We start from the raw sequence: 18,631 nt of genomic DNA, 5'->3' as shown, positions 1-18,631 counted from the left end.
ATCCTCATCTTAATCTATTCGTCTTCACGCTGCTTGGAGGAAATGAATTGCTGTCTTTTCATCCGCCTATAGTATCCGCTCTTGGAGACTTGAGCGAGTTGCCATAACTGGAGAACGCTATATCCTCTCTTGGTTAATTCCTCAATCACTGCAAATCTTTTGTTACAAGGTACCGAATCCATTCCACCTTTCACATCTTTAAGAGCTTTTTTAGCAATTCATTTTCTGCTTCAAGCCGTTTGATTTTTGCCTCTGGATCTTCGGGCCTCGTTCGTGGCCTACCCATCCCGTCTTTTAAGTGTAAATCCACAGCTTTCTTCTTGAACGCTATATCATATGTTTTTCTAAATTTCCCCATCACATTACCCAGATCACGATAGGTGTCCACTTGCGAGTGATTAGCATAGTCTCCCAGCCCAACTCTTGGTTCTTTGTGGTTACTAAAGCCTTGAACACTGATTCGAACACACTAATTTGGGAGGAAGATTAATGGTGTATACCTTCTACCTGGCAACTATTCTAATGCTCATTAGTTTGATTACAGATGCTGCACAGTTTACATCCTCTGTTTGATTATGAATATAGTAACCATTAGGCATGTCTGTATCAGCGATCCCTAATTATTGCACTCTTGTTCTCATATGTATTATTTATAGGTACTCAAATCAAAAAAAGCTCTTCTAGCATAGCCAGCAGAGCTTTTCATGTAATAGTTATAATAGATACAACCTAATAGATACTTACTTGTTGCAAACTTACAATACTATTTCAATACGCCGCTTAGGCTGCCACCTTTAGCAAATATCGGATCAACTCGCTTCTCAACAGCTGGATCGGGAATAAGTGGCGGGGCATGATGCGGCTTCGTTCTGGCATCGATAATGAGATTGTCGCAGCCCCAATGCTTAAATGTACTGTCAGCGTTCACCCCATAGACATCATGTGAAGGGTTACTTCGGGTGAAGGTCGTCCACAGGAAATTATCAAGCTTCTCTGTGACAAAAGCGCTACTGTCGCATAGAACGATTAGCGGACAGCTGGACAACTCACCACGTACACTAATAGCATTCGTCAGCTCATCCAGCTGCTGCTCTGCATCTGCATACGTATTGAACGCTGGCCCTTCGATCGCCACCATACCCGGAAGGATGAGTCGCGGATTGACGTAATTCCTTAGCTCTTGAAGCTGTTCCGGCACTTCTGTGCACAGGTCACGCTTCTTGTCACCACAAGCAGCGAGTATTACCTTACTTCCTTGATTCAGTCCGTTACCCGAGTAATCTAATGTATCGATGGTTGTGTTGGTCTGAAAATGAATATCTCGCTTCAAATCAATACGCTCCAGCACATAGGAGAAGAACTCAGATATGTTATGGGTGCTGAGCGGCTGTTCTTCCTCTGCTGCAATGAACAAATATTTCGCAAGACTCAGCTGGTTGGTACCCAAAATCCGGTTAGCGATTGTGAGTAGCTCTGCCGGTTGTTTTACCTTGGTGTACGGTGTATAGCGTTCGTAGCCAACTGCAAGCAGCAGTGGATGTACCCCCGCAGCATCAACAGCATGTACTTCTTTTACCCCTGGAATCTCCTGCTTGATGGCCCCACCCGTCAGCGCATGAATGAGTGCTCCGAACGTGGTGTCTTCCTGCGGTGGCCGGCCAACGACGGTGAAGGGCCAGATTGCATTCTGTTTTGCATAGACTTTGCGGATGCGCATCATAGGAAATGGATGAGTTAAGCTATAGTAACCCAGATGATCACCAAAAGGTCCCTCAGGCTTGGTATCGCCTGGATGAATTTCTCCAGTAATAACAAAGTCGGCATCCTTGCTAATACAGAATCCAGCCTCATCATACCCATACCTGAATCTTTTGCCAGCTAACAGTCCGGCAAACAGCATCTCGCTTAATCCCTCTGGTAGCGGCATCACAGCTGATACGGTATGTGCGGGCGGTCCGCCGACGAAAATGCTTACCTTAAGCGGCTCCCCTTTCCGATTGGCTTTATGCTGATGAACTCCAATGCCCCGGTGAATTTGATAATGCAGGCCGAGCTCCTTATTCGTCTCAAATTCATTGCCTGTGAGCTGTACACGGTACATTCCCAGATTAGCTTGCATAATTCCTTGCTTGTCAGGGTCCTCACTATATACTTGCGGCAACGTAATGAAAGCCCCGCCATCCATCGGCCAATGCTTAATCAACGGAAGGTCGGTTATTTGGATTTCTTTGAAGCCTGATAGGACGTTTCCTTGCTTGAGTGGTAGAGCTTTAATGGCCGACGTAGCATCGGAAATATGCCGAAATGGGGTCTTTAAAGCCTTCATCGGATCATTGCGCAAGGCAATGATATTCTGTGTTGATTCCCAGGTATCCCTAAAAATAAATTTGCCCCGCTCCATTGTGCCGAACAGGTTAGATACCGCCTTATAACGCGATCCCTTGATATTCTCGAATAAAAGGGCGGGACCTCCCGCTTCAAACACTCGCAGGTGAATGGCCGACATTTCAAGCAGTGGGTCGACTTCTTCTCGTATGCGAATGAGATGCCCATTTTGTTCCAAGTCCTTTATGCATGCCTCTAGTGATGTATAGATTGTAAGACACTCCTTTCATGAGCTACCCCTATATGCCATTAGCAAAATCTATTGCAGGAAAATAAACATTTTATTTTACCCTTCCTCTATAGTACTTATATGTGAATAATATCTCAACCTAGTCACTACTTACATAACCCATGTTCTCGCCTAGAAGAGGCTCTCATTAGACATGGAAGAAGTTCTTTTAGGTCAAGAGAGGCAGTCATCTCCCGCAATGTGATGACTTGAGTCCAATGAGAATGGTACAGTACAAAGCTATCCAATGGCAAATGATGATTATGAAATGGTATACTTACATGAAAAAAGTAGCTTATGTCATGAATCTTATTCAAGATTACAGATAATCAACATTCATGGAGGGAGGTAGAGACTTGGAGTCTGTCAGCATTAATGATCGTTGTCCTGTAGAGTTTGCTGTGAGTCTGATCGGCGGAAAATGGAAGCTTTTAATATTATATCGGCTAATGACGCATTCAACCATTCGCTTCAATGAACTGCAAAAGATGCTTGCGCCCATAACCCATCGAACATTAACACGACAGTTAAGAGAGCTAGAGGAATCGGGCCTGCTTAACCGCGTTACTTATCCTGTAGTGCCACCCAAGGTCGAATATTCACTTTCCGATAAAGGTAAAAGTCTTGCTACAATACTTACACATTTAGAGGACTGGGGATTACATCATATGAATTAAGTAGGATTAATCCCTCTAACATCCTGTACGGAGGCTCCTACTCTCCATGCCCAGAGCTTTACTCCCGGCTAAGTCCAAGATGAATATATCTTGACTTAGCTTATTCGTCATTGTGTAGATCCTGCAGCTCCTCCCTTGTCTAAAGCCACTTTATCAGCTCTCCCCTGCCCCGTAGTATCCCCGAGGATACTTCATATCAAGAATGTGCGTACTTACATTGCAGAGTCCAGGATGTTAATCTATGACCACAAGTTGAGTACCTTTTCGTATTCAATCAGTATCCAAAACTCTTAATGGAAAGGTAGTGTTCATAATCATGAATAATACGGAGCAATATTTAGTATATGGGGCATCTGGTACACAAGGAGGGGCTGTTGCCAAATTACTCGTTCAAGCTGGGCATGAGGTTCGGACCTTAACTCGTAACGAAGAGACTGCAAAGGCATTGGCCGACCAAGGAATCCAAGCTTGTATTGGAGATCTGGCTGATGCCGAGCTGCTTCATCAAGCACATGAAGGTGTCGACCGCGTGTTCTTGAACCTCCCTGTTGAATTCAACCAGGACAAATTAAGACAGTATACCAAAAATGCTATCGACGCAGCCCTGCGGGCAAACGTGAAATTGTTCGTTGTCAACACGAGTATTTATGTCCCTGACGTCGTCACCGAAGCAGCAGGACTTGAAATTAAACGCGAGATCATTGCTGAAGTACAACAGAGCGGCCTGCCCTTTATTATTGTAGAACCGATTATTTACATGGAGAACTTCTTGATTCCAGGAACACTGAACAATGGGGTACTATCGTATCCTGTACCTGCAGATAGACCGATCTCGTGGATCAGCATTGATGATGCGGCCCAGTATCATTACTATGCTCTACAGCACCCTGAGCTTGCAGGAAGTACGATTCCGGCACCAGGGCCAGAGGCTCTCACGGGTTCACAGTTAGCTGAAGCATTCAGTGATGCCTTGGGTGAGAATGTAAGCTTCGTTCCCTTGCCTTTTGACAGCTTCGAAGCGGGCATTCGTCCATTTCTAGGGGAAGAGACAGCAAGCGGTCTGAAGGGAGTGTACCAGTGGATTTATGATCATACCGATCATCTTCCATTGTATCAAGAGGTTGATGAGCGCCTTAAAGCCATCCTTCAGTTAACTACACTGACAGAGTGGATTCGTCAGACGATGATTAAAGCATAATACTTGAGTTATCAGCTATAAAATGAAGTAAAACAAGTAAGAAAAGATAGATTGCTATCTTTTCTTACTTGTTTTTTTGCACAATCACACTAGCACCTTTACCAGATCTCATAACAGCATAGAGCCGCTGCATGTGAAGTGCTTTGTCAACCACTGCTAAGCTGCCAGCTTCACTTTACATACCAATTCATTGCATTTTTATATAGAACCTTTTCCGTCTGTTCTTCACCTAGCGTATTATAAATCAGTTCAATATCAGAAGGATGATAAGGCCTCTTTGCTCTCGTGGATGGTAAATCCGTGCCAAACATAAGAGCCTCAGAATTCACTGAGCAAATGGAACGGATCGCCTCTGCTACATCAAGCTCAACCCTGCCAAAGCCGGTTGCTTTAACCCTAACCCCTTTATCGACTAAGGATAGGAGATGATGAAATCCTTCCTTTGATAAACCCAAATGGTCTACCGAGACGGCTGGAAGATGCTCTAATACGGATGCGATGTCCGGTAAGGAAGTAGAGTCAATGTATAATTCCGCGTGCCATCCTGCTACCTCATAGACTCTTCTTGCAAAGTAGTCCAAACGAGAGATGTCCTCTGAACCTCCGCGCCTGACATTGAACCGAATGGCTCTTACACCATGCCCATGAAGCCTTATAATTTCTTCGTCTGACGTGTCGTATCGTAATTGAGTTACACCAACAAAATGTTGTCCGAGCTTTTGCAATGAATCGATCAAATAAGTCTGATCAAAGCCTTGAAATGAACCAGATACGACGGCCCCGCCTCTAACCTCTACATTCTGGACTTGCTTCAGGTAATCTGTGCAGGTGAACGCATCAGGCACAAACCCTTGATTCTCGATTAATGGAAAGCGTGGGTCAATAATGTGTAAATGAGCATCAAATATGGCTCGCATGACGTTAAAATCTCCCTTCTTCCTTCTTCCTGCTCCCTTGCTTCTTTACTCCCCGAATTTTTTGGTAATAGCTAAAAACAAATTAAGTTTCATCTATTGAAACCTAATTTCATTATTACACCTATCTTAACATAGCATTCTTGCAATGGAAAACTCCAACATTCACGCTTGAGATACAATGCTCTAAATTTTAAGTCAGGCAAACGTAGCTTCCACGACTAACTGACCATACATTTGCATAAATGGTATCCAAAATAAATTTTATTCAATATATTACATTTAATGTTTAGACAAAAACTTTTATTATGCTATGCTTCATGGATACCTATAAAGGTTTCTTACTAGCACTACATTGTAGGGAGGTGAATGCTGTGATCCAGGTTAAAGAATTCATAAGCACTGATATTTCTTATGCCGAAAAAGAAGCAAATAATTTCCTTGCTGAGCTTCATGAGGAACAATTCATAGAGGTGCTATACGATACTCACACTGTGCTGGATGCCCAAGGCTGTAAACATAACAGATCAGCCATTTTAGTAGTCTACAAAAAAATCTGATGGTTTGACGATGAGTATAGCAATCGAATAAGAAGTGAATGATCACATTTCGTCAGTGAGGCGAAGTGTCTTAGTTGTATGTCCTCTTATAGGAATACTATTAAGGAGGGGATCACGAGATCTAACTTAGTTTCTCTATAACAAAAGAAATACGGAGGGTTTAACATGAGCTATTTATCCAATCCACTTATCTTTCAGGGGGAGCGTATCTATTATGAACCATAGTTTGTTGCTGGAAGGTTCAAGAGTACAACTCATTGACCAATTAGTGTATCTGGATGAAGGTTTGTCTACCTTTATGGATGAGTACTTCCCAACTCCCAATAGACAACGAAAGTTAGTGGAAAATACACTAACAAAATATACGTCCATTATTGAAGGCATTGTTCAGAACTTTACGGATCGTAATTTGAATACATTCGTATTGATTGGAAGCAAAGTCACTATACAATATCTGGATGATGGTACAAGTGAGTCCTTTGTCCTTGTCTTTCCTTCCCTTGCAGATCCGGACAAAAATCTCATATCGTTTCTTTCTCCTATAGGCTTACATTTGCTGATGGCACAAAAAAATGAAGTGTATGAGCTGGAAATCCCTTCAGGAACTGTACCCGTTCAGGTAGAGAATATTCAATATTACAACCATGGAAGCCTGGAGTAATGTGATCAGCTAAATAGAACCCTTCGTCTAGATAGACGAGGGGTTCTCCTAATGACGCAAACCCACTACCTTGCTTCTCATCACTACCTCATAGTTTTAAATGTAAAACCATGATCCTTCAAATATCTCAGGATTTCTGGGAGAGCCTTTGCCGTCTCTTCTTTACCATAGGTGTCGTGCATCAAGATTACTGCTTTTTCCCTGCCAGCCACACTTTTTTTGAACTCTTCTACTAAAGCTTCTGCTTTCTTGGACGCCCCCTCAGCATCTCTCGGCAATGTATTCCAATCTACTTGATGATAGCCATCAGCCTGCAGCATATTGTCCAATACCGATATACCGGAAGGGTCTTTGTGCTGCCAGGTCATATGTCCTCCAGGAAATCGAACAGCCCGTGTTGAGAAATCCTGTCCGAGAACCATCTTCAAAGAGTCCTTCGTTTTATTAATTTCTTTCATAAAATGATCTGCATTAACCTTTCCGCCAGGATATAAATAGTCATAATCATGTGAATATGTATGATTGCCTATCGCATGTCCTTCTGCGGCTATTCTTCTGACTAGATTTTTAGTATCTTCATTTTTATCTACCGCTTTTCCTAATACAAAAAAAGTAGCTCGCACATCTTCTTTCTTCAAAATATCCAGGATTAGCGGGGTCACTGTCGTGGAAGGCCCATCATCAAAGGATAAATAGGCAACTCTTTCCCCATTCGCTCCATCCGGCATGACTCCAAGCATTTGCTGATCTAGATATTTCTCCACAAATGCAACATCCTCAGCCAGAGGATCCTTCTGAAGAGGAACGATTTCATTACTATTTAAAAGAATCGGCCCTTCAGGATTTATATACTCCCCGGACAGCTGTTCTGCTGGAATCAGGGCAAACTCTTTGGTTTGCTCGCTTTTGGAGGACTCGTTACTCGTTAATACTCTTATACATACCAGTATCAAGATGATTATAAGCAATAAGATTAGTCGATTTCTTTTCACTCTTTGAGATCTTTTCATTCCTTTGGCATGTCTCATTTGCAATGCAGCATTCTTTTTCATTCAGGTGTACCTCGCTATAAATGGATTGACCTTCTGTCTTGTCCTACTATAGCAAGGAGTTGTATCTTTCCTCCCCATACTTGTAACGGTGTTGTTACAGCGTTGTCACGGTGTTGTGAAATCATAAAAAAACTGTACAAAAGCACAAAGCTTTCATACAGTAATTTTCCTACCACACTTTAAATGTAAAACGATAGATTTCACTTGTGTCTCGGGTGCTTCCAGCGACAAATAGACTATCCTCCAACCAGGTCAATTGGTAGAAATCCTGAACGTTGCGATAGATGATCGTATCTGACTGGAGTGTGTCATTTCTCAGGTAGGTGACATGCAGCTCATTATTACTGGAATCATACAGGAACAGCCCTCTGGTTCCATCTACTCTACCCATTAGCATGATATCGCCATTATTTAATAGGGAGTATTGCAAGATTTCTTCAGCACGAATGAACAGCTCATCATCCTTGGCATCTTGAAGCGCATAACGGTAGATAGCCTCATTGCCTTGCCCAAGATAAACGACCATAAATATACTTGCCTGATCCTTACTAATGGTTATGCTATCAGGATCAGCCATCATCCCATTTTCATACAAATGGCACCGTATTTATGACAATTCATATACGTGGTCGGCAAAAAAGCCTCATACTCATTGCGGGTCTGACCCTGGCAGTGTGAATGAGGCTCTTTAAATCTAGTTCATCTAATTCATCTAATTCATCTAATTTATCTAATTTATCTAATTCATCTAATTTATCTAATTCATCTAATTTATCTGACTGATCTGGCTCGTTGCATAAGCCGCCGCACCGATCATACCTGCTCGCCCACCAAGCTGTGCAGTGACGACACGACATGCATGTGACGACAATTGAAGTGCATGAGCCTGGATGGTCTCTCGTACAGTATGTAACAGCCGGTCTCCGGCCGCTGACACTCCTCCACCGATGATAATTAACTCTGGATTAAACAGATTAATGACATTCGCAAGACCGAATCCGAGGATCTCCCCTGTCTCATGCATAACCTGAATCGCTATCGGGTCGTTCAGATCATAGGCATCCGAGATCATTTTTGCAGTAATCCGGCTCAGATCACCTTCCACCCAGGTCTGGATCATGCTATGCTCTCCGCGTTCCAGTTTCTCAATACAAGTACGTACCATCCCTATAGCAGACACATATCTTCCCAGACAACCTGAACTCCCACATCTGCATGGACGACCTTCCCGGAACATATTCATATGTCCAATTTCGCCAATGCTCGAAGTAGTTCCATATAGAACTCTTCCATCGACTACAACCCCAGACCCCAAGCCGGTTCCAATGGTGACCAGTACGATATTATTCAAGCCCTTTCCTGCTCCAAAATGCCACTCTCCATAAAGATTCACCCGGACATCGTTATCGATAAATACCGGGAATGAGAAGTCCTTTCTCATCTCTTGAACTACGTTAATATTCTCCCATCCTGGAAAGTTCGGTGAGAAAATAGATAGCCCTTCCGTGGGATTCAGCAATCCCGGGATTCCTAATCCCATACACAATACTTGCTCGTCCGTTATTTGATGAAGCTGCATGAGCTCACGGATTATATTTTTAATAGCTGTAATAACATAATCAGGACCTTCTGATGCATGTGTTGGGTCACTTCGCTCTGATAAAACACTCAAGCTTCCATCTAAAATAGCTGCTTTGATATTGGTTCCTCCGAGATCGATGCCAATCATATAACCAGGTGAATGATTCATGGATGAATCTCCTTTTTAAGGATGTATTCTTTGGGAAATTGTAACTAGCTTTTAGTATAGCAGTTAGCACTCCCCAATACGTATTCGATAATCATCTTTCTACACAAAAACAAATAAGCGATTGAAACACGCATCGCTCGAACGTTACGTCGGCATCCATGCGCACTTCTCTCGCTTATGGGTTATAGCTGAAGCCATTCTCTGCCTTACCTAATGATTCAACGTAATCAGATAATTGTATTTATCAGCATGCTTAAGCTCATCCAATATGATGCCGAACACTGTGTCTTTATAGATGCCAGCAGGCAGTCCAAACCAAATCTTGCGGTATCGTTCTACTGCACCCAATTCTCCCATCAAGGCTCGCTGTAGACCTGCTGTATAGGAGTTCACTTTTTCATATTGCTCATTGCTGGAACCTGTAATGGTCTGACCTGTCAACGCCAGATACATCTCTCTGAACATTTTGTTGTGACCACGCTCATCGTCACGAATACTTTCGATGATGGCTACCTGCTCCTGTGAAGGGGCCAAATTGATTAATTCCGTGTAGAATAGCTCGTCGTTGCGCTCCCCTTGTACCGCTTCCTTAATCATTTGTATCGCTTCCATATATCCAGTGCTCCATATAGGCGTGAATTCGTGTCTCATATAGTATACATTTCCCCAGTAAGAAGGTCCTTGATCCAAGCTGACTCCTCCCAACGTTTGTTTATGGAAGTATATGTGTATTCACCCATTCAGGTTCCTACCCAGAGAATGAGTGCAGTAGTTCCCCATCTGGTTGTAACAGAACTTTTTTATGAACAATACAATCAGTCTGGGCATATGGTGTATTACATTTCAAATAAGGAGTGCTGAGTATGACCCTACAAATGAATCCACAGCAAAGAGTGCTATATCAAGCGGACAATAATACAGCTCAAAACATAAGAGCCTATAGAGATCATCTACACAACATATGCAGACATCATATACACCAGTATGTTCGCATTGAGACCTTAGACGGCCAAATGATGGTAGGAAGAATTGTGAGCTGTGATAAGGGATTGTTGAACCTGGCCGTTAAGAATAATGAAGGTCATCATGGGCATGGTACTTATGGGAGAGGTTTTGGTTACAATGACGAGCTCATTTTAACTCTGGTTCTTTATGAATTGCTCGTAATTACTTTGTTGTACACCTAACAGAATGCTTCATCCTGAACAAAGGAATGACTCCTGTCTTGTACAGACGGAGCCATTCCTTTTTGTGATGTATTTTACCGAACAAGCGAAATCATAGACGGGTGTGTGATCAAGCTGCAAGATGTATTCAGCCTCACTGCAATTGGCGCATTAGATTAGACATAAAAAGTTCTCAGAACGATAACCAAGAGAATGTAGAGTACCAGAATCACGGCAGTCGAAGTGTAAACCGGGCAAATTTTCTCACAACTCACTACAAACACCTCCTTGTGATTTACCACAATATACGCATTTATCGCGCCAAGTGTTTGTGCTTATACCCAAAATTAGATACGAACATTTAGACCAATCCCATAACTTATGTAACACCGTCAAATCTCTAAATAGCCTACAGCACGGGTAGGTTTTACTACTACACGATTAAAAGAGATATCCTCACCTTTCGAAGGCTGGAGGAATGCTACCGGACACTGAGGAAACTTCTTCTCGATCGTGCTTGTTTCCACTCTCCCGCTATGCGTTTACACAAGGTTTTTTGATACAAGCTGTAATTTCAAAAAGTGGCTCAGTTATCTATGATTTAATCCAGCGTTTAATTAATGTTGATCCTGATGATTATAATGTAGCTAATCAGGTAGAGGTAATTCGACCTCCCTTGACTATTAATCAATTGGATAGTCTGGAATAATCCGCTGAGGAGGAATAACAACGCTTGGAGAATCATCAAGTACTACATCAGGACCACCCTAAAAGTAAAGCTAGGGCACTGTCTGAAGTGCTGGCTGTATCCACGAAGCTCGGCCTCACTTCATTTGGAGGGCCGATCGCACATCTTGGTTATTTTCATGAAGAGTACGTTCGCCGTCTAAAATGGATGGATGAGCGAGGCTATGCGGATTTAGTAGCGTTGTGCCAATTTTTGCCCGGACCTGCGAGCAGTCAAGTAGGGATTGGAATTGGGATCATCCGCGCCGGACTGCTCGGTGGGCTGATAGCTTGGATAGGTTTTACACTTCCATCTGTCATTGCCTTAGTCTTGTTCGCTTTCCTCTTGCAAGGCTTTGATATCAGCAGCTCAGGTTGGATTCATGGTCTTAAACTGGTTGCTGTAGCCATTGTCGCCCAGGCTATACTTGGTATGGGACAAAAGCTAGCTCCTGACCGTAGCAGGGCAACCCTTGCCATCTTTACGGCAGCGGCGACCCTCTTGTGGCAGACTGCTTTCATTCCAATCCTCCTTATTGTTCTTGCAGGCATTATTGGTATGATCCATTTTAGAAAAACGACAACCACTCAGATATCAGACCTGTCTGTTCCTGTTAGCCGTAGCTTGGCAGTAGTTTGTTTAGGTACTTTCTTTGGAATGTTGATTGTTCTCCCCCCGCTAAGCCAATTGGATAGCTCGGGATGGCTGTCATTCTTTGACAGCTTCTACCGTTCAGGATCGCTTGTATTTGGGGGAGGTCATGTCGTACTTCCACTGCTGGAGCGCGAATTCGTCCCTACAGGTCTGATCCACAAGTCCGACTTTTTGGCGGGATACGGTGCAGCACAAGCTGTACCAGGGCCATTATTCACTTTTGCCGGATATTTGGGAGCGATGATAAGCGGAGTTACAGGAGCAGTGATTGCAACGATCGCTATCTTTTTGCCCGCTTTTCTTTTAATCGTAGGAGCATTGCCCTTCTGGAATTTTTTACGTAAAAGCCCCAAAATCCAAGGCGCTTTAATTGGTATTAATGCTGCTGTTGTAGGCATCCTGTTGGCGGCGTTATATAATCCGCTTTGGACAACATCTGTTCTAGCTCCTGTTGATTTTGCACTGGTATCTATTTTGTTTCTAATGCTCGTTTTTTGGAAAGTACCCCCATGGATCGTTGTCGTCGCTGGTGCAGCCGGTGGTGCAATGATTAACTTGCTCTAACCCGTTAAACGGCAAAGAGCCTTACCAGTATGAATGCTGGCAGGGCTCTTTTGAATATGACGGTATATTTTTAATACTCACTAACCTCAAATGTCAGTACACGATCATACAAGATGTAATCTTTACGGCTGCTGAATGGACCTTTGTTATGAACATGCTTGTCGAGGGCATAGGAAGCTTTGCCCGAGCCTGCCTGCTTGGCTTCATACCAGGCAATGAAGTCATGGACCTCCTTCATGCTGAGGTCGAATTCTTTCTCCAGCCCTGTTGTCATCGTAACTACCATAATAGCCCGGTTGCCGGAAGGCTGTTCTGGTTCTGGATTAGGCTGTTCACCTGCCAGCGGAGTAGCCGAGGCCTCTTTGGATCGTTCCGATTCCACACCATTTACTGTCGCCGTCACGGCGAAATAATATGTCGTCCCATTGGTTAGCCCTGGAATAACATAGTTGGCATATGCATCCTTAGTCACACTCACTGTTTCCGTATAGTTACCAGGCTTCGTTCCATAATAGATCGTATAGTTTGTGGCATCCTGTACTTCCTTCCAGCTTAAGATAGCCTGCGAGCTGCCAGGAGAAGCCGTTAGTTGAGAGGGAGTATTAATAGGCACAATGTAACCGCCCTGATTAAGATCTATGGCATCCAGTGAAGTCCACACACCTGATTGGACAGATTCAATTACGATTTCATGGAATCCTGTCTCAAGACCTGTCTTTTCAAAAACAAGCGTTAATGTTCCTGTGTTATATTGCTCGCTATACGTGTAGGGAACTCCATCTATGGTGATTGACACTTCAGATGCATGCTCCTTACTTGTGTAGGTTAGTAGACGAATCTGATTTCCATAGAAATCAAATGTAATGTTCTGGCCTGGTGTTTGCGTCCATTTTCCCGTGGAACGATAATAGTTAGGACTTGTCCCTGGAGGTATGGTTCCTGTAACATACGCATCGTCATATCTAGTCCAGCCATTTTCCGGGTTCTTAAGTACGGTTCCTATATTGGCTGCATAGGTTTTTGTTGCCGTTAAAGAGAGTAGCATGAAGAGCGTAAGACCAAAAATGATCGTAAACTTTCTTAATATTTCCTTATTCATCGGAATACCCCCTAATATTTGGTGAATCCACTTAAAAATAAGGTAATCCATCAATCATGTCTAAACATAAACTTACTGATTTATAAAAATATACTATAATTTTGCATAATTATTTTTTATTGGTTTTCATTTTGATACAAAAAGCTCCACCAGTGCTAGCTAGCAGAGCTCTTAATACTAAAACTAACCAATGTTGATTCAGCCATCCTTGAGCTAATAATCACTCAGGTTACTCTATTTACCTTATGCGATAGATTAAGCTACCTCCAATTGTTCCGTGTTTCTTTACTTCCCCACACTAGTACTTGCTTGATCTACACCCGCCTCGTCTACAACTGAATCAGGCTCGCTGGTATGTAGCGCGCCTTGTACAAATGCTCTCAAATCACTTTTACTCGTCACACTTAAGACGGCTGCTCGCCCCACATAAGTCTGTTCAATTAGCTTCATAGGAGGAATCTGCTCACTAGCTGTAACGTTGCTCTCGTAACCCAGTGAAGCCAGCTTCCACATATCATCGACGGATAAATTCGTATCTATATAGGGACTTACTTCCTTCAGGATGGATGGGAGCTTCATAATCGAGGTCGTCGTCTTCATCTCCTCGGCAATGGCCTTCAGGAAATCCCGTTGTCTTTGTGTACGCGAGAAGTCAGACATGGCATCATGGCGGAAGCGCACATACTGCAGGGCTGTTGTTCCATCCAAATGCTGCATTCCCTCTTTGAGGTTGATATCAAATTCGTGCTTATCCGCTTTACTTTCATAATTCATATCCTTCTCAACATGAAAATCAACACCACCTACAGCATCGACCAGCTGAATAAAGCCTTGAAAATCTGTATACACATAGTATTGAACAGGCATACCTAGCAATTCGCCTACTGTACTCATAGCCACCTGTGGCCCGTGTTGAATAGCCGTATTAATTCGGTTCTTGCCGTGTCCAGCTATATCCGTATAGGTATCTCGAAGTATAGAGAACACATGGATGGTTTTCTGCGTAGGGTCCAGGGATACTACCATCATGCTGTCCGATCTCGGAATTTCCCCCTTCTTGGTTCCACGGGCATCTACCCCCATCAGTAGAATATTCACAGGCTCGGTGCCCAGCCACTCAGGTGGTTCAACAGCTACAGCTTCATTAATCTCACTAAAAGGAGAGTTTTCTGACGTCTTATTCAGACTCTCCAGTCCTCTATAAATAGAGGAAATGTAATAGATCGCAGAGCCAAGTGCCATGACTAGGATTAACAATAACAATATGGTTAGCGTTTTTTTTCTAAGGGTCATTCGATTACTTCCTTTCTCGACCTTGCTGTATACTCAGATAAATTAATGGTCCTGCAAGGCTTCATTTAATATACCGAGCAGATGTCGCCAAGATTTGATCAACATGTAAACAAGTTGTCACAAGCGAGGAATGTATTAGAGGAATCTATCAAATAAAAAAAAGAGCATCCCTATCTCCGTAAACCGGAATAGGGGTGCTCTGGGTAGTACCTTATGCAGTTACCAGGTGAACAATGGGGTGGTAAAATGTAAGACACAGAACCAATTTATTATCGAAATTCGATAATGAATGTCTGCTCGTCCTTCGCATCCGAGGCAATAGCTTGCGTAGTTGAGAACATCTTTTGCCCACGAATTAACACACTCTTGTTATCTGGGCTCCAATAGATTTCATTCGCGATGAGACCACGGTAGACAGGTTCGTTAGACAGAATATTCTTCCCTTGGACCTTCCCGACAAATAAAGCATCTTGATCGTATAAAGAATAAGCAATGCTCTTCTTGTCGTGAGACAGTTGGAAATCATTCACCTTCTCCAGCAATATGGACAGTTCACTGCTACGCTTATCGTATACATACAAGGTTCGATCAGCACCGAGGAATACGAATTGATCTGCTGTAAGCCAAGCATATTGCGCCCCCGCTCTTTCGCGCTCATATTGAACTCTAATGCTGTCTCCACTGACTGATCCCAATAGCAGATTAGTCCTGCCATACGAACCAGGTGGATACGTAGTTAAGAGTACACTTTCTCCATCATCGGACATCTGTACGGTAAGAACTGACCCCAATGAAGTCAGGTCTCCTAACATATAGGACTTCGATGTCTTCGTAACAACATCATACGAGCGAAGCCTGCTATGCTCATCTCCCTGATAACCTACCAATAGATAGCTCAGGTATTTGCCGTTGTTCGACCAGGACACGTCCTGTAGGAAAAAAGGGGCCCGGGTGCTAATCTTGGCTACTTCTACCTCGTTACCATCGGCTAAGGAAATGATCTTCAGCCTACTCTCCGATGCTGAACTTGTGATTTGGCTAACATACTTACCGTCAGGCGACAACAGCATTTGAGTGTTGACATGGTCCATTTTAGGTACGACCTTACTTTGATCATAGGGACTGGTTATACGCCTTAATTCAGTCCGACCAGTTATTCCTTCATTTCGGGTGACAGCAAGTACAGAATTCGAAGCTGCCCACCCTAATAATAAATCCGAATTCGTAATCTCATCAGGAAGTCGATAGATCTTATGGACCTGGAATGGATGAGAATCAGGCTCTTCTATATTCATATCTACCTGACCAGGTATAATGACAGTCTCCGTTGTAGGCCCCATATTGCAGCCTGACAAGAGTATCACACTACATGCGAGATTCATTAGAAGCAATGCAACGCGTGTGTTGTTCATAACGATGTCCCCGTTCTTACGATCTTCAAGCCGTCAAATTCTACAGTTACGCTCGTATGACCCTGCTGATTAAGGATGGATACCGCTCCTCCAGATTCATGCACGATAGATTTTACGATGCTAAGTCCCAGCCCTACGCTACCCTCTTCCGATCCACTGGGGTCGGCCAGATAGAAGGGCTCGAACCAATCAGTCAATGAATCTGCCTGCATGGGATCACTCGGATTCTCAAACACAAAGCGAATTTTACCATCGGCGTGAAATGCCTTCACATTGATTTCCGAGAACGATGCACTATATTTAATCGCGTTGTCCAGCAGATTGATAAAGATTTGGCGGAGCCTGTCCTTGTGGATCATTACCATCAGATCGGGCTGAATTTCACACTTTATTTTTTTCTTATAACGCTGTGCGCGGATCGTCATGGACTCACACACATCCTGTAGAATCAGACCTGCCTCGACCTTATCGGATTCCTCTGTTGTTGCATTTTTACGCGAGACTTCAAGGAGCTTCACCACCATGGCATGTAATCTCTTGCTTTCCTCAATAATATGATTCATTCCTTTATCAAAAAAGCTTCGATCCTGCTCGCCGTTCTCCCGGATCAGTTCAGCATATCCCAGAATGGACGTGAGAGGTGTCTTGAGCTCGTGAGTCACGTTATCAAAAAATAGCTTTTCCTTCCGGTGAAGCTCCTGAAGATGATCCCGATCCTTTTTGATAATCGTAATTTGTTTGCTGATCTGGTCAATCATATCGTTGAAATTGTCCGCTAACCTACCGATCTCATCTTGCTGCTTCACCTCAGCTCGCACGTCCAGATTCCCATTCTTTACTTCCGTAGATACCCGGCTAAGCTTGACCAAGGGAACGGTGATATGTCTCGACAGAACATACGAGAAGAGGAAGGCCGCCACAAAAATGGCCAATGACATGTAAAAGATGATATCCAGGACCCGACCACTTTGCTGGTATAACAGGCTGAAATCCTTGGAAAAACGCAATATCCCCACTCTCGCTCCATCAATAACGACAGGATAGGAGAAGAGAGCCACAGCACTGCTGTGGTCATAGGTGATGCTATAAGCCATGTTGCCATTCACAGCCTGCTGCAGATCATTCTCTTTATGCTGTCCGAACATAGAGCTGTCCGAGGCATGGAGTAATTCGCCTTCCACTGTGTAGACACCTACGGCGCTGCCTGTCGCATGATTTAGATCATCCGCCATTTCCTGAGCCATTTCACCAAAATACAGAGTATTGCTTGTGAAATGATTAATGAGAAACGCCTGACGAACATAAATGTTACTGTTGTTCTTAAGTCCCACTAACTCTGAGGTTACGAGCTTCTGATTGCTGGACTGAATGAATTCCTTAACCGTCTGATTAAGAATAAGAAAAGAGAGGAAGAAAATAAGAAAGAATCCTACAAGAAATTTAACACTGATTCTCTTCATGATTCTTAATCCACCTGTTTTACAAATTTATACCCGATACCGAACACCGTAATAATATAATTACTGGCGCCTAGCTTCTTGCGCAGTCGCTGGATGTGAGTGTCTACTGTACGTGTATCGCCTACAAATTGATACCCCCATACCAAATCGAGCAAATCCGAGCGAGTAAATGTCTTGCCCTGATTCCTGAATAAGGTCATCAGCAAGTCATATTCCTTGGGTGTCAGCTCCACAGCTTGCCCATCGTTCTTGACGAGTCGTTCCTCGGTAACAATCTCCAGCTTATGAAAGCTTAGAACACCTTTACCATTCTCTTCATGGCTCCCACTTCTCGCAGAATCAAGCCGTCTCAGGATCGTTCGAATCCGGGCAATAACCTCCCGTAAATCAAAGGGCTTCGTGATGTAGTCATCCGCTCCGATTTCCAGTCCAAGGATCTTGTCGGTAATATCTGATTTAGCTGTAATCATAAAAATGGGGATGTTATAGTCTGTAGTCACCCTTTTACAAATATCCAGCCCGCTCTGATCGGGCAGCATCCAGTCCAGTAACAATAAATCTGGCTTAAATAGCTCCAACTCCTTCATGCCTGCAGCACCGCTTGCAGCAGTCCGCGTCTGGAAGCCTTCCTTGGAGAGTCCATAGGATAGCAGATCGGCTATCGGCGCGTCATCTTCAATGATGAGAATTTTTGCATTGTTCAACGGATCTTCAACTCTTTTCTTCTTAACGTAACGTTCACAAAGTAATAGCTAGAATGGTTGAACCATACTAGTCAAATAACTAAAATAGATGGTTAGCTAGAAAATGGAGAAAGCCTCGTTGCGGGG

General features: G+C 43.4%; 17 protein-coding genes. 5 read left to right on the top strand and 12 right to left on the bottom strand.

All coding sequences use genetic code 11. The features are described from left to right. Positions 1-763 precede the first annotated feature (763 nt). Positions 764-2,596, bottom strand: a complete 1,833-nt coding sequence (locus MKX74_RS09570) for a UbiD family decarboxylase (RefSeq protein ID WP_341180547.1) — start codon at positions 2,594-2,596, stop codon at positions 764-766. A 374-nt stretch (positions 2,597-2,970) separates the two neighbouring features. Here MKX74_RS09570 and MKX74_RS09565 point away from each other — a divergent pair, with 374 nt between their 5' ends. Together MKX74_RS09565 and MKX74_RS09560 are read left to right on the top strand one after the other, a co-directional pair. After that, complete coding sequence (locus MKX74_RS09565; protein WP_036632296.1) at positions 2,971-3,291, top strand: winged helix-turn-helix transcriptional regulator; 321 nt, start codon at positions 2,971-2,973, stop codon at positions 3,289-3,291. A 316-nt stretch (positions 3,292-3,607) separates the two neighbouring features. After that, positions 3,608-4,489, top strand: coding sequence for an SDR family oxidoreductase (locus MKX74_RS09560; RefSeq protein ID WP_341178211.1), 882 nt, complete (start codon positions 3,608-3,610; stop codon positions 4,487-4,489). Between the two features lie 170 nt (positions 4,490-4,659). Here the strand turns inward: MKX74_RS09560 and MKX74_RS09555 are convergent, their stop codons facing one another. Next, positions 4,660-5,406, bottom strand: coding sequence for an amidohydrolase family protein (locus MKX74_RS09555; RefSeq protein WP_341178210.1), 747 nt, complete (start codon positions 5,404-5,406; stop codon positions 4,660-4,662). Between the two features lie 371 nt (positions 5,407-5,777). Here MKX74_RS09555 and MKX74_RS09550 point away from each other — a divergent pair, with 371 nt between their 5' ends. Continuing rightward, positions 5,778-5,963, top strand: a complete 186-nt coding sequence (locus tag MKX74_RS09550) for a sporulation protein Cse60 (protein WP_028591637.1) — start codon at positions 5,778-5,780, stop codon at positions 5,961-5,963. Between the two features lie 214 nt (positions 5,964-6,177). Then, on the top strand, positions 6,178-6,624 hold the full coding sequence (locus MKX74_RS09545; RefSeq protein WP_341178209.1) for a GreA/GreB family elongation factor: 447 nt from the start codon (positions 6,178-6,180) through the stop codon (positions 6,622-6,624). Between the two features lie 83 nt (positions 6,625-6,707). On the opposite strand, the gene MKX74_RS09540 is transcribed toward MKX74_RS09545, so the two are convergent. From MKX74_RS09540 to MKX74_RS09520, 5 genes are all read right to left on the bottom strand, one after another. Beyond that, positions 6,708-7,676, bottom strand: coding sequence for a polysaccharide deacetylase family protein (locus MKX74_RS09540; protein WP_341178208.1), 969 nt, complete (start codon positions 7,674-7,676; stop codon positions 6,708-6,710). A 169-nt stretch (positions 7,677-7,845) separates the two neighbouring features. Beyond that, positions 7,846-8,256, bottom strand: a complete 411-nt coding sequence (locus MKX74_RS09535; RefSeq protein WP_341178207.1) for a hypothetical protein — start codon at positions 8,254-8,256, stop codon at positions 7,846-7,848. A gap of 186 nt (positions 8,257-8,442) precedes the next feature. Further along, on the bottom strand, positions 8,443-9,426 hold the full coding sequence (locus MKX74_RS09530; RefSeq protein WP_341178206.1) for an ROK family protein: 984 nt from the start codon (positions 9,424-9,426) through the stop codon (positions 8,443-8,445). 210 nt (positions 9,427-9,636) lie between these two features. Continuing rightward, a complete protein-coding gene (locus tag MKX74_RS09525) occupies positions 9,637-10,116 on the bottom strand; it encodes a ferritin-like domain-containing protein (protein WP_341178205.1) in 480 nt (159 codons plus the stop codon). A 652-nt stretch (positions 10,117-10,768) separates the two neighbouring features. Continuing rightward, positions 10,769-10,852 (bottom strand): YjcZ family sporulation protein, encoded by an 84-nt coding sequence (locus tag MKX74_RS09520; protein WP_231505479.1) that lies wholly within the window; start codon positions 10,850-10,852, stop codon positions 10,769-10,771. A gap of 473 nt (positions 10,853-11,325) precedes the next feature. Here MKX74_RS09520 and MKX74_RS09515 point away from each other — a divergent pair, with 473 nt between their 5' ends. Next, on the top strand, positions 11,326-12,537 hold the full coding sequence (locus MKX74_RS09515) for a chromate transporter (RefSeq protein WP_341178204.1): 1,212 nt from the start codon (positions 11,326-11,328) through the stop codon (positions 12,535-12,537). A gap of 70 nt (positions 12,538-12,607) precedes the next feature. Here the strand turns inward: MKX74_RS09515 and MKX74_RS09510 are convergent, their stop codons facing one another. From MKX74_RS09510 to MKX74_RS09490, 5 genes are all read right to left on the bottom strand, one after another. Then, positions 12,608-13,636 carry a fibronectin type III domain-containing protein gene (locus tag MKX74_RS09510; RefSeq protein WP_341178203.1) on the bottom strand — a complete coding sequence of 343 codons (1,029 nt, stop codon included), beginning with the start codon at positions 13,634-13,636 and terminating at the stop codon, positions 12,608-12,610. A 285-nt stretch (positions 13,637-13,921) separates the two neighbouring features. Continuing rightward, complete coding sequence (locus MKX74_RS09505) at positions 13,922-14,929, bottom strand: LCP family protein (RefSeq protein ID WP_341178202.1); 1,008 nt, start codon at positions 14,927-14,929, stop codon at positions 13,922-13,924. 269 nt (positions 14,930-15,198) lie between these two features. Continuing rightward, complete coding sequence (locus MKX74_RS09500) at positions 15,199-16,341, bottom strand: hypothetical protein (RefSeq protein ID WP_341178201.1); 1,143 nt, start codon at positions 16,339-16,341, stop codon at positions 15,199-15,201. Next, the gene (locus tag MKX74_RS09495) at positions 16,338-17,804 is read right to left on the bottom strand and encodes a sensor histidine kinase (protein ID WP_341180546.1); all 1,467 of its coding nucleotides are present in this window, start codon (positions 17,802-17,804) and stop codon (positions 16,338-16,340) included. Before MKX74_RS09495 ends, MKX74_RS09500 begins: the two co-directional genes overlap by 4 nt. 2 nt (positions 17,805-17,806) lie before the next feature. After that, complete coding sequence (locus MKX74_RS09490; RefSeq protein ID WP_341178200.1) at positions 17,807-18,505, bottom strand: response regulator transcription factor; 699 nt, start codon at positions 18,503-18,505, stop codon at positions 17,807-17,809. Positions 18,506-18,631: the final 126 nt, after the last annotated feature.

Origin of the sequence: Paenibacillus sp. FSL K6-1230, assembly GCF_038002385.1 — a bacterium.
Taxonomy (GTDB): domain Bacteria; phylum Bacillota; class Bacilli; order Paenibacillales; family Paenibacillaceae; genus Paenibacillus; species Paenibacillus massiliensis.
The sequence above is the reverse complement of the archived record's forward strand: the minus strand, read 5'-3'. Positions and strand labels throughout refer to the sequence as shown.

Coding starts and splice junctions, on each gene's coding strand:
- MKX74_RS09560 (WP_341178211.1), top strand. CDS start 3,608: ATGAATAATACGGAGCAATATTTAGTATATGGGGCATCTGGTACACAA.
- MKX74_RS09510 (WP_341178203.1), bottom strand. CDS start 13,636: ATGAATAAGGAAATATTAAGAAAGTTTACGATCATTTTTGGTCTTACG.
- MKX74_RS09540 (WP_341178208.1), bottom strand. CDS start 7,676: ATGAAAAAGAATGCTGCATTGCAAATGAGACATGCCAAAGGAATGAAA.
- MKX74_RS09535 (WP_341178207.1), bottom strand. CDS start 8,256: ATGATGGCTGATCCTGATAGCATAACCATTAGTAAGGATCAGGCAAGT.
- MKX74_RS09545 (WP_341178209.1), top strand. CDS start 6,178: ATGAACCATAGTTTGTTGCTGGAAGGTTCAAGAGTACAACTCATTGAC.
- MKX74_RS09555 (WP_341178210.1), bottom strand. CDS start 5,406: ATGCGAGCCATATTTGATGCTCATTTACACATTATTGACCCACGCTTT.
- MKX74_RS09505 (WP_341178202.1), bottom strand. CDS start 14,929: ATGACCCTTAGAAAAAAAACGCTAACCATATTGTTATTGTTAATCCTA.
- MKX74_RS09500 (WP_341178201.1), bottom strand. CDS start 16,341: ATGAACAACACACGCGTTGCATTGCTTCTAATGAATCTCGCATGTAGT.
- MKX74_RS09530 (WP_341178206.1), bottom strand. CDS start 9,426: ATGAATCATTCACCTGGTTATATGATTGGCATCGATCTCGGAGGAACC.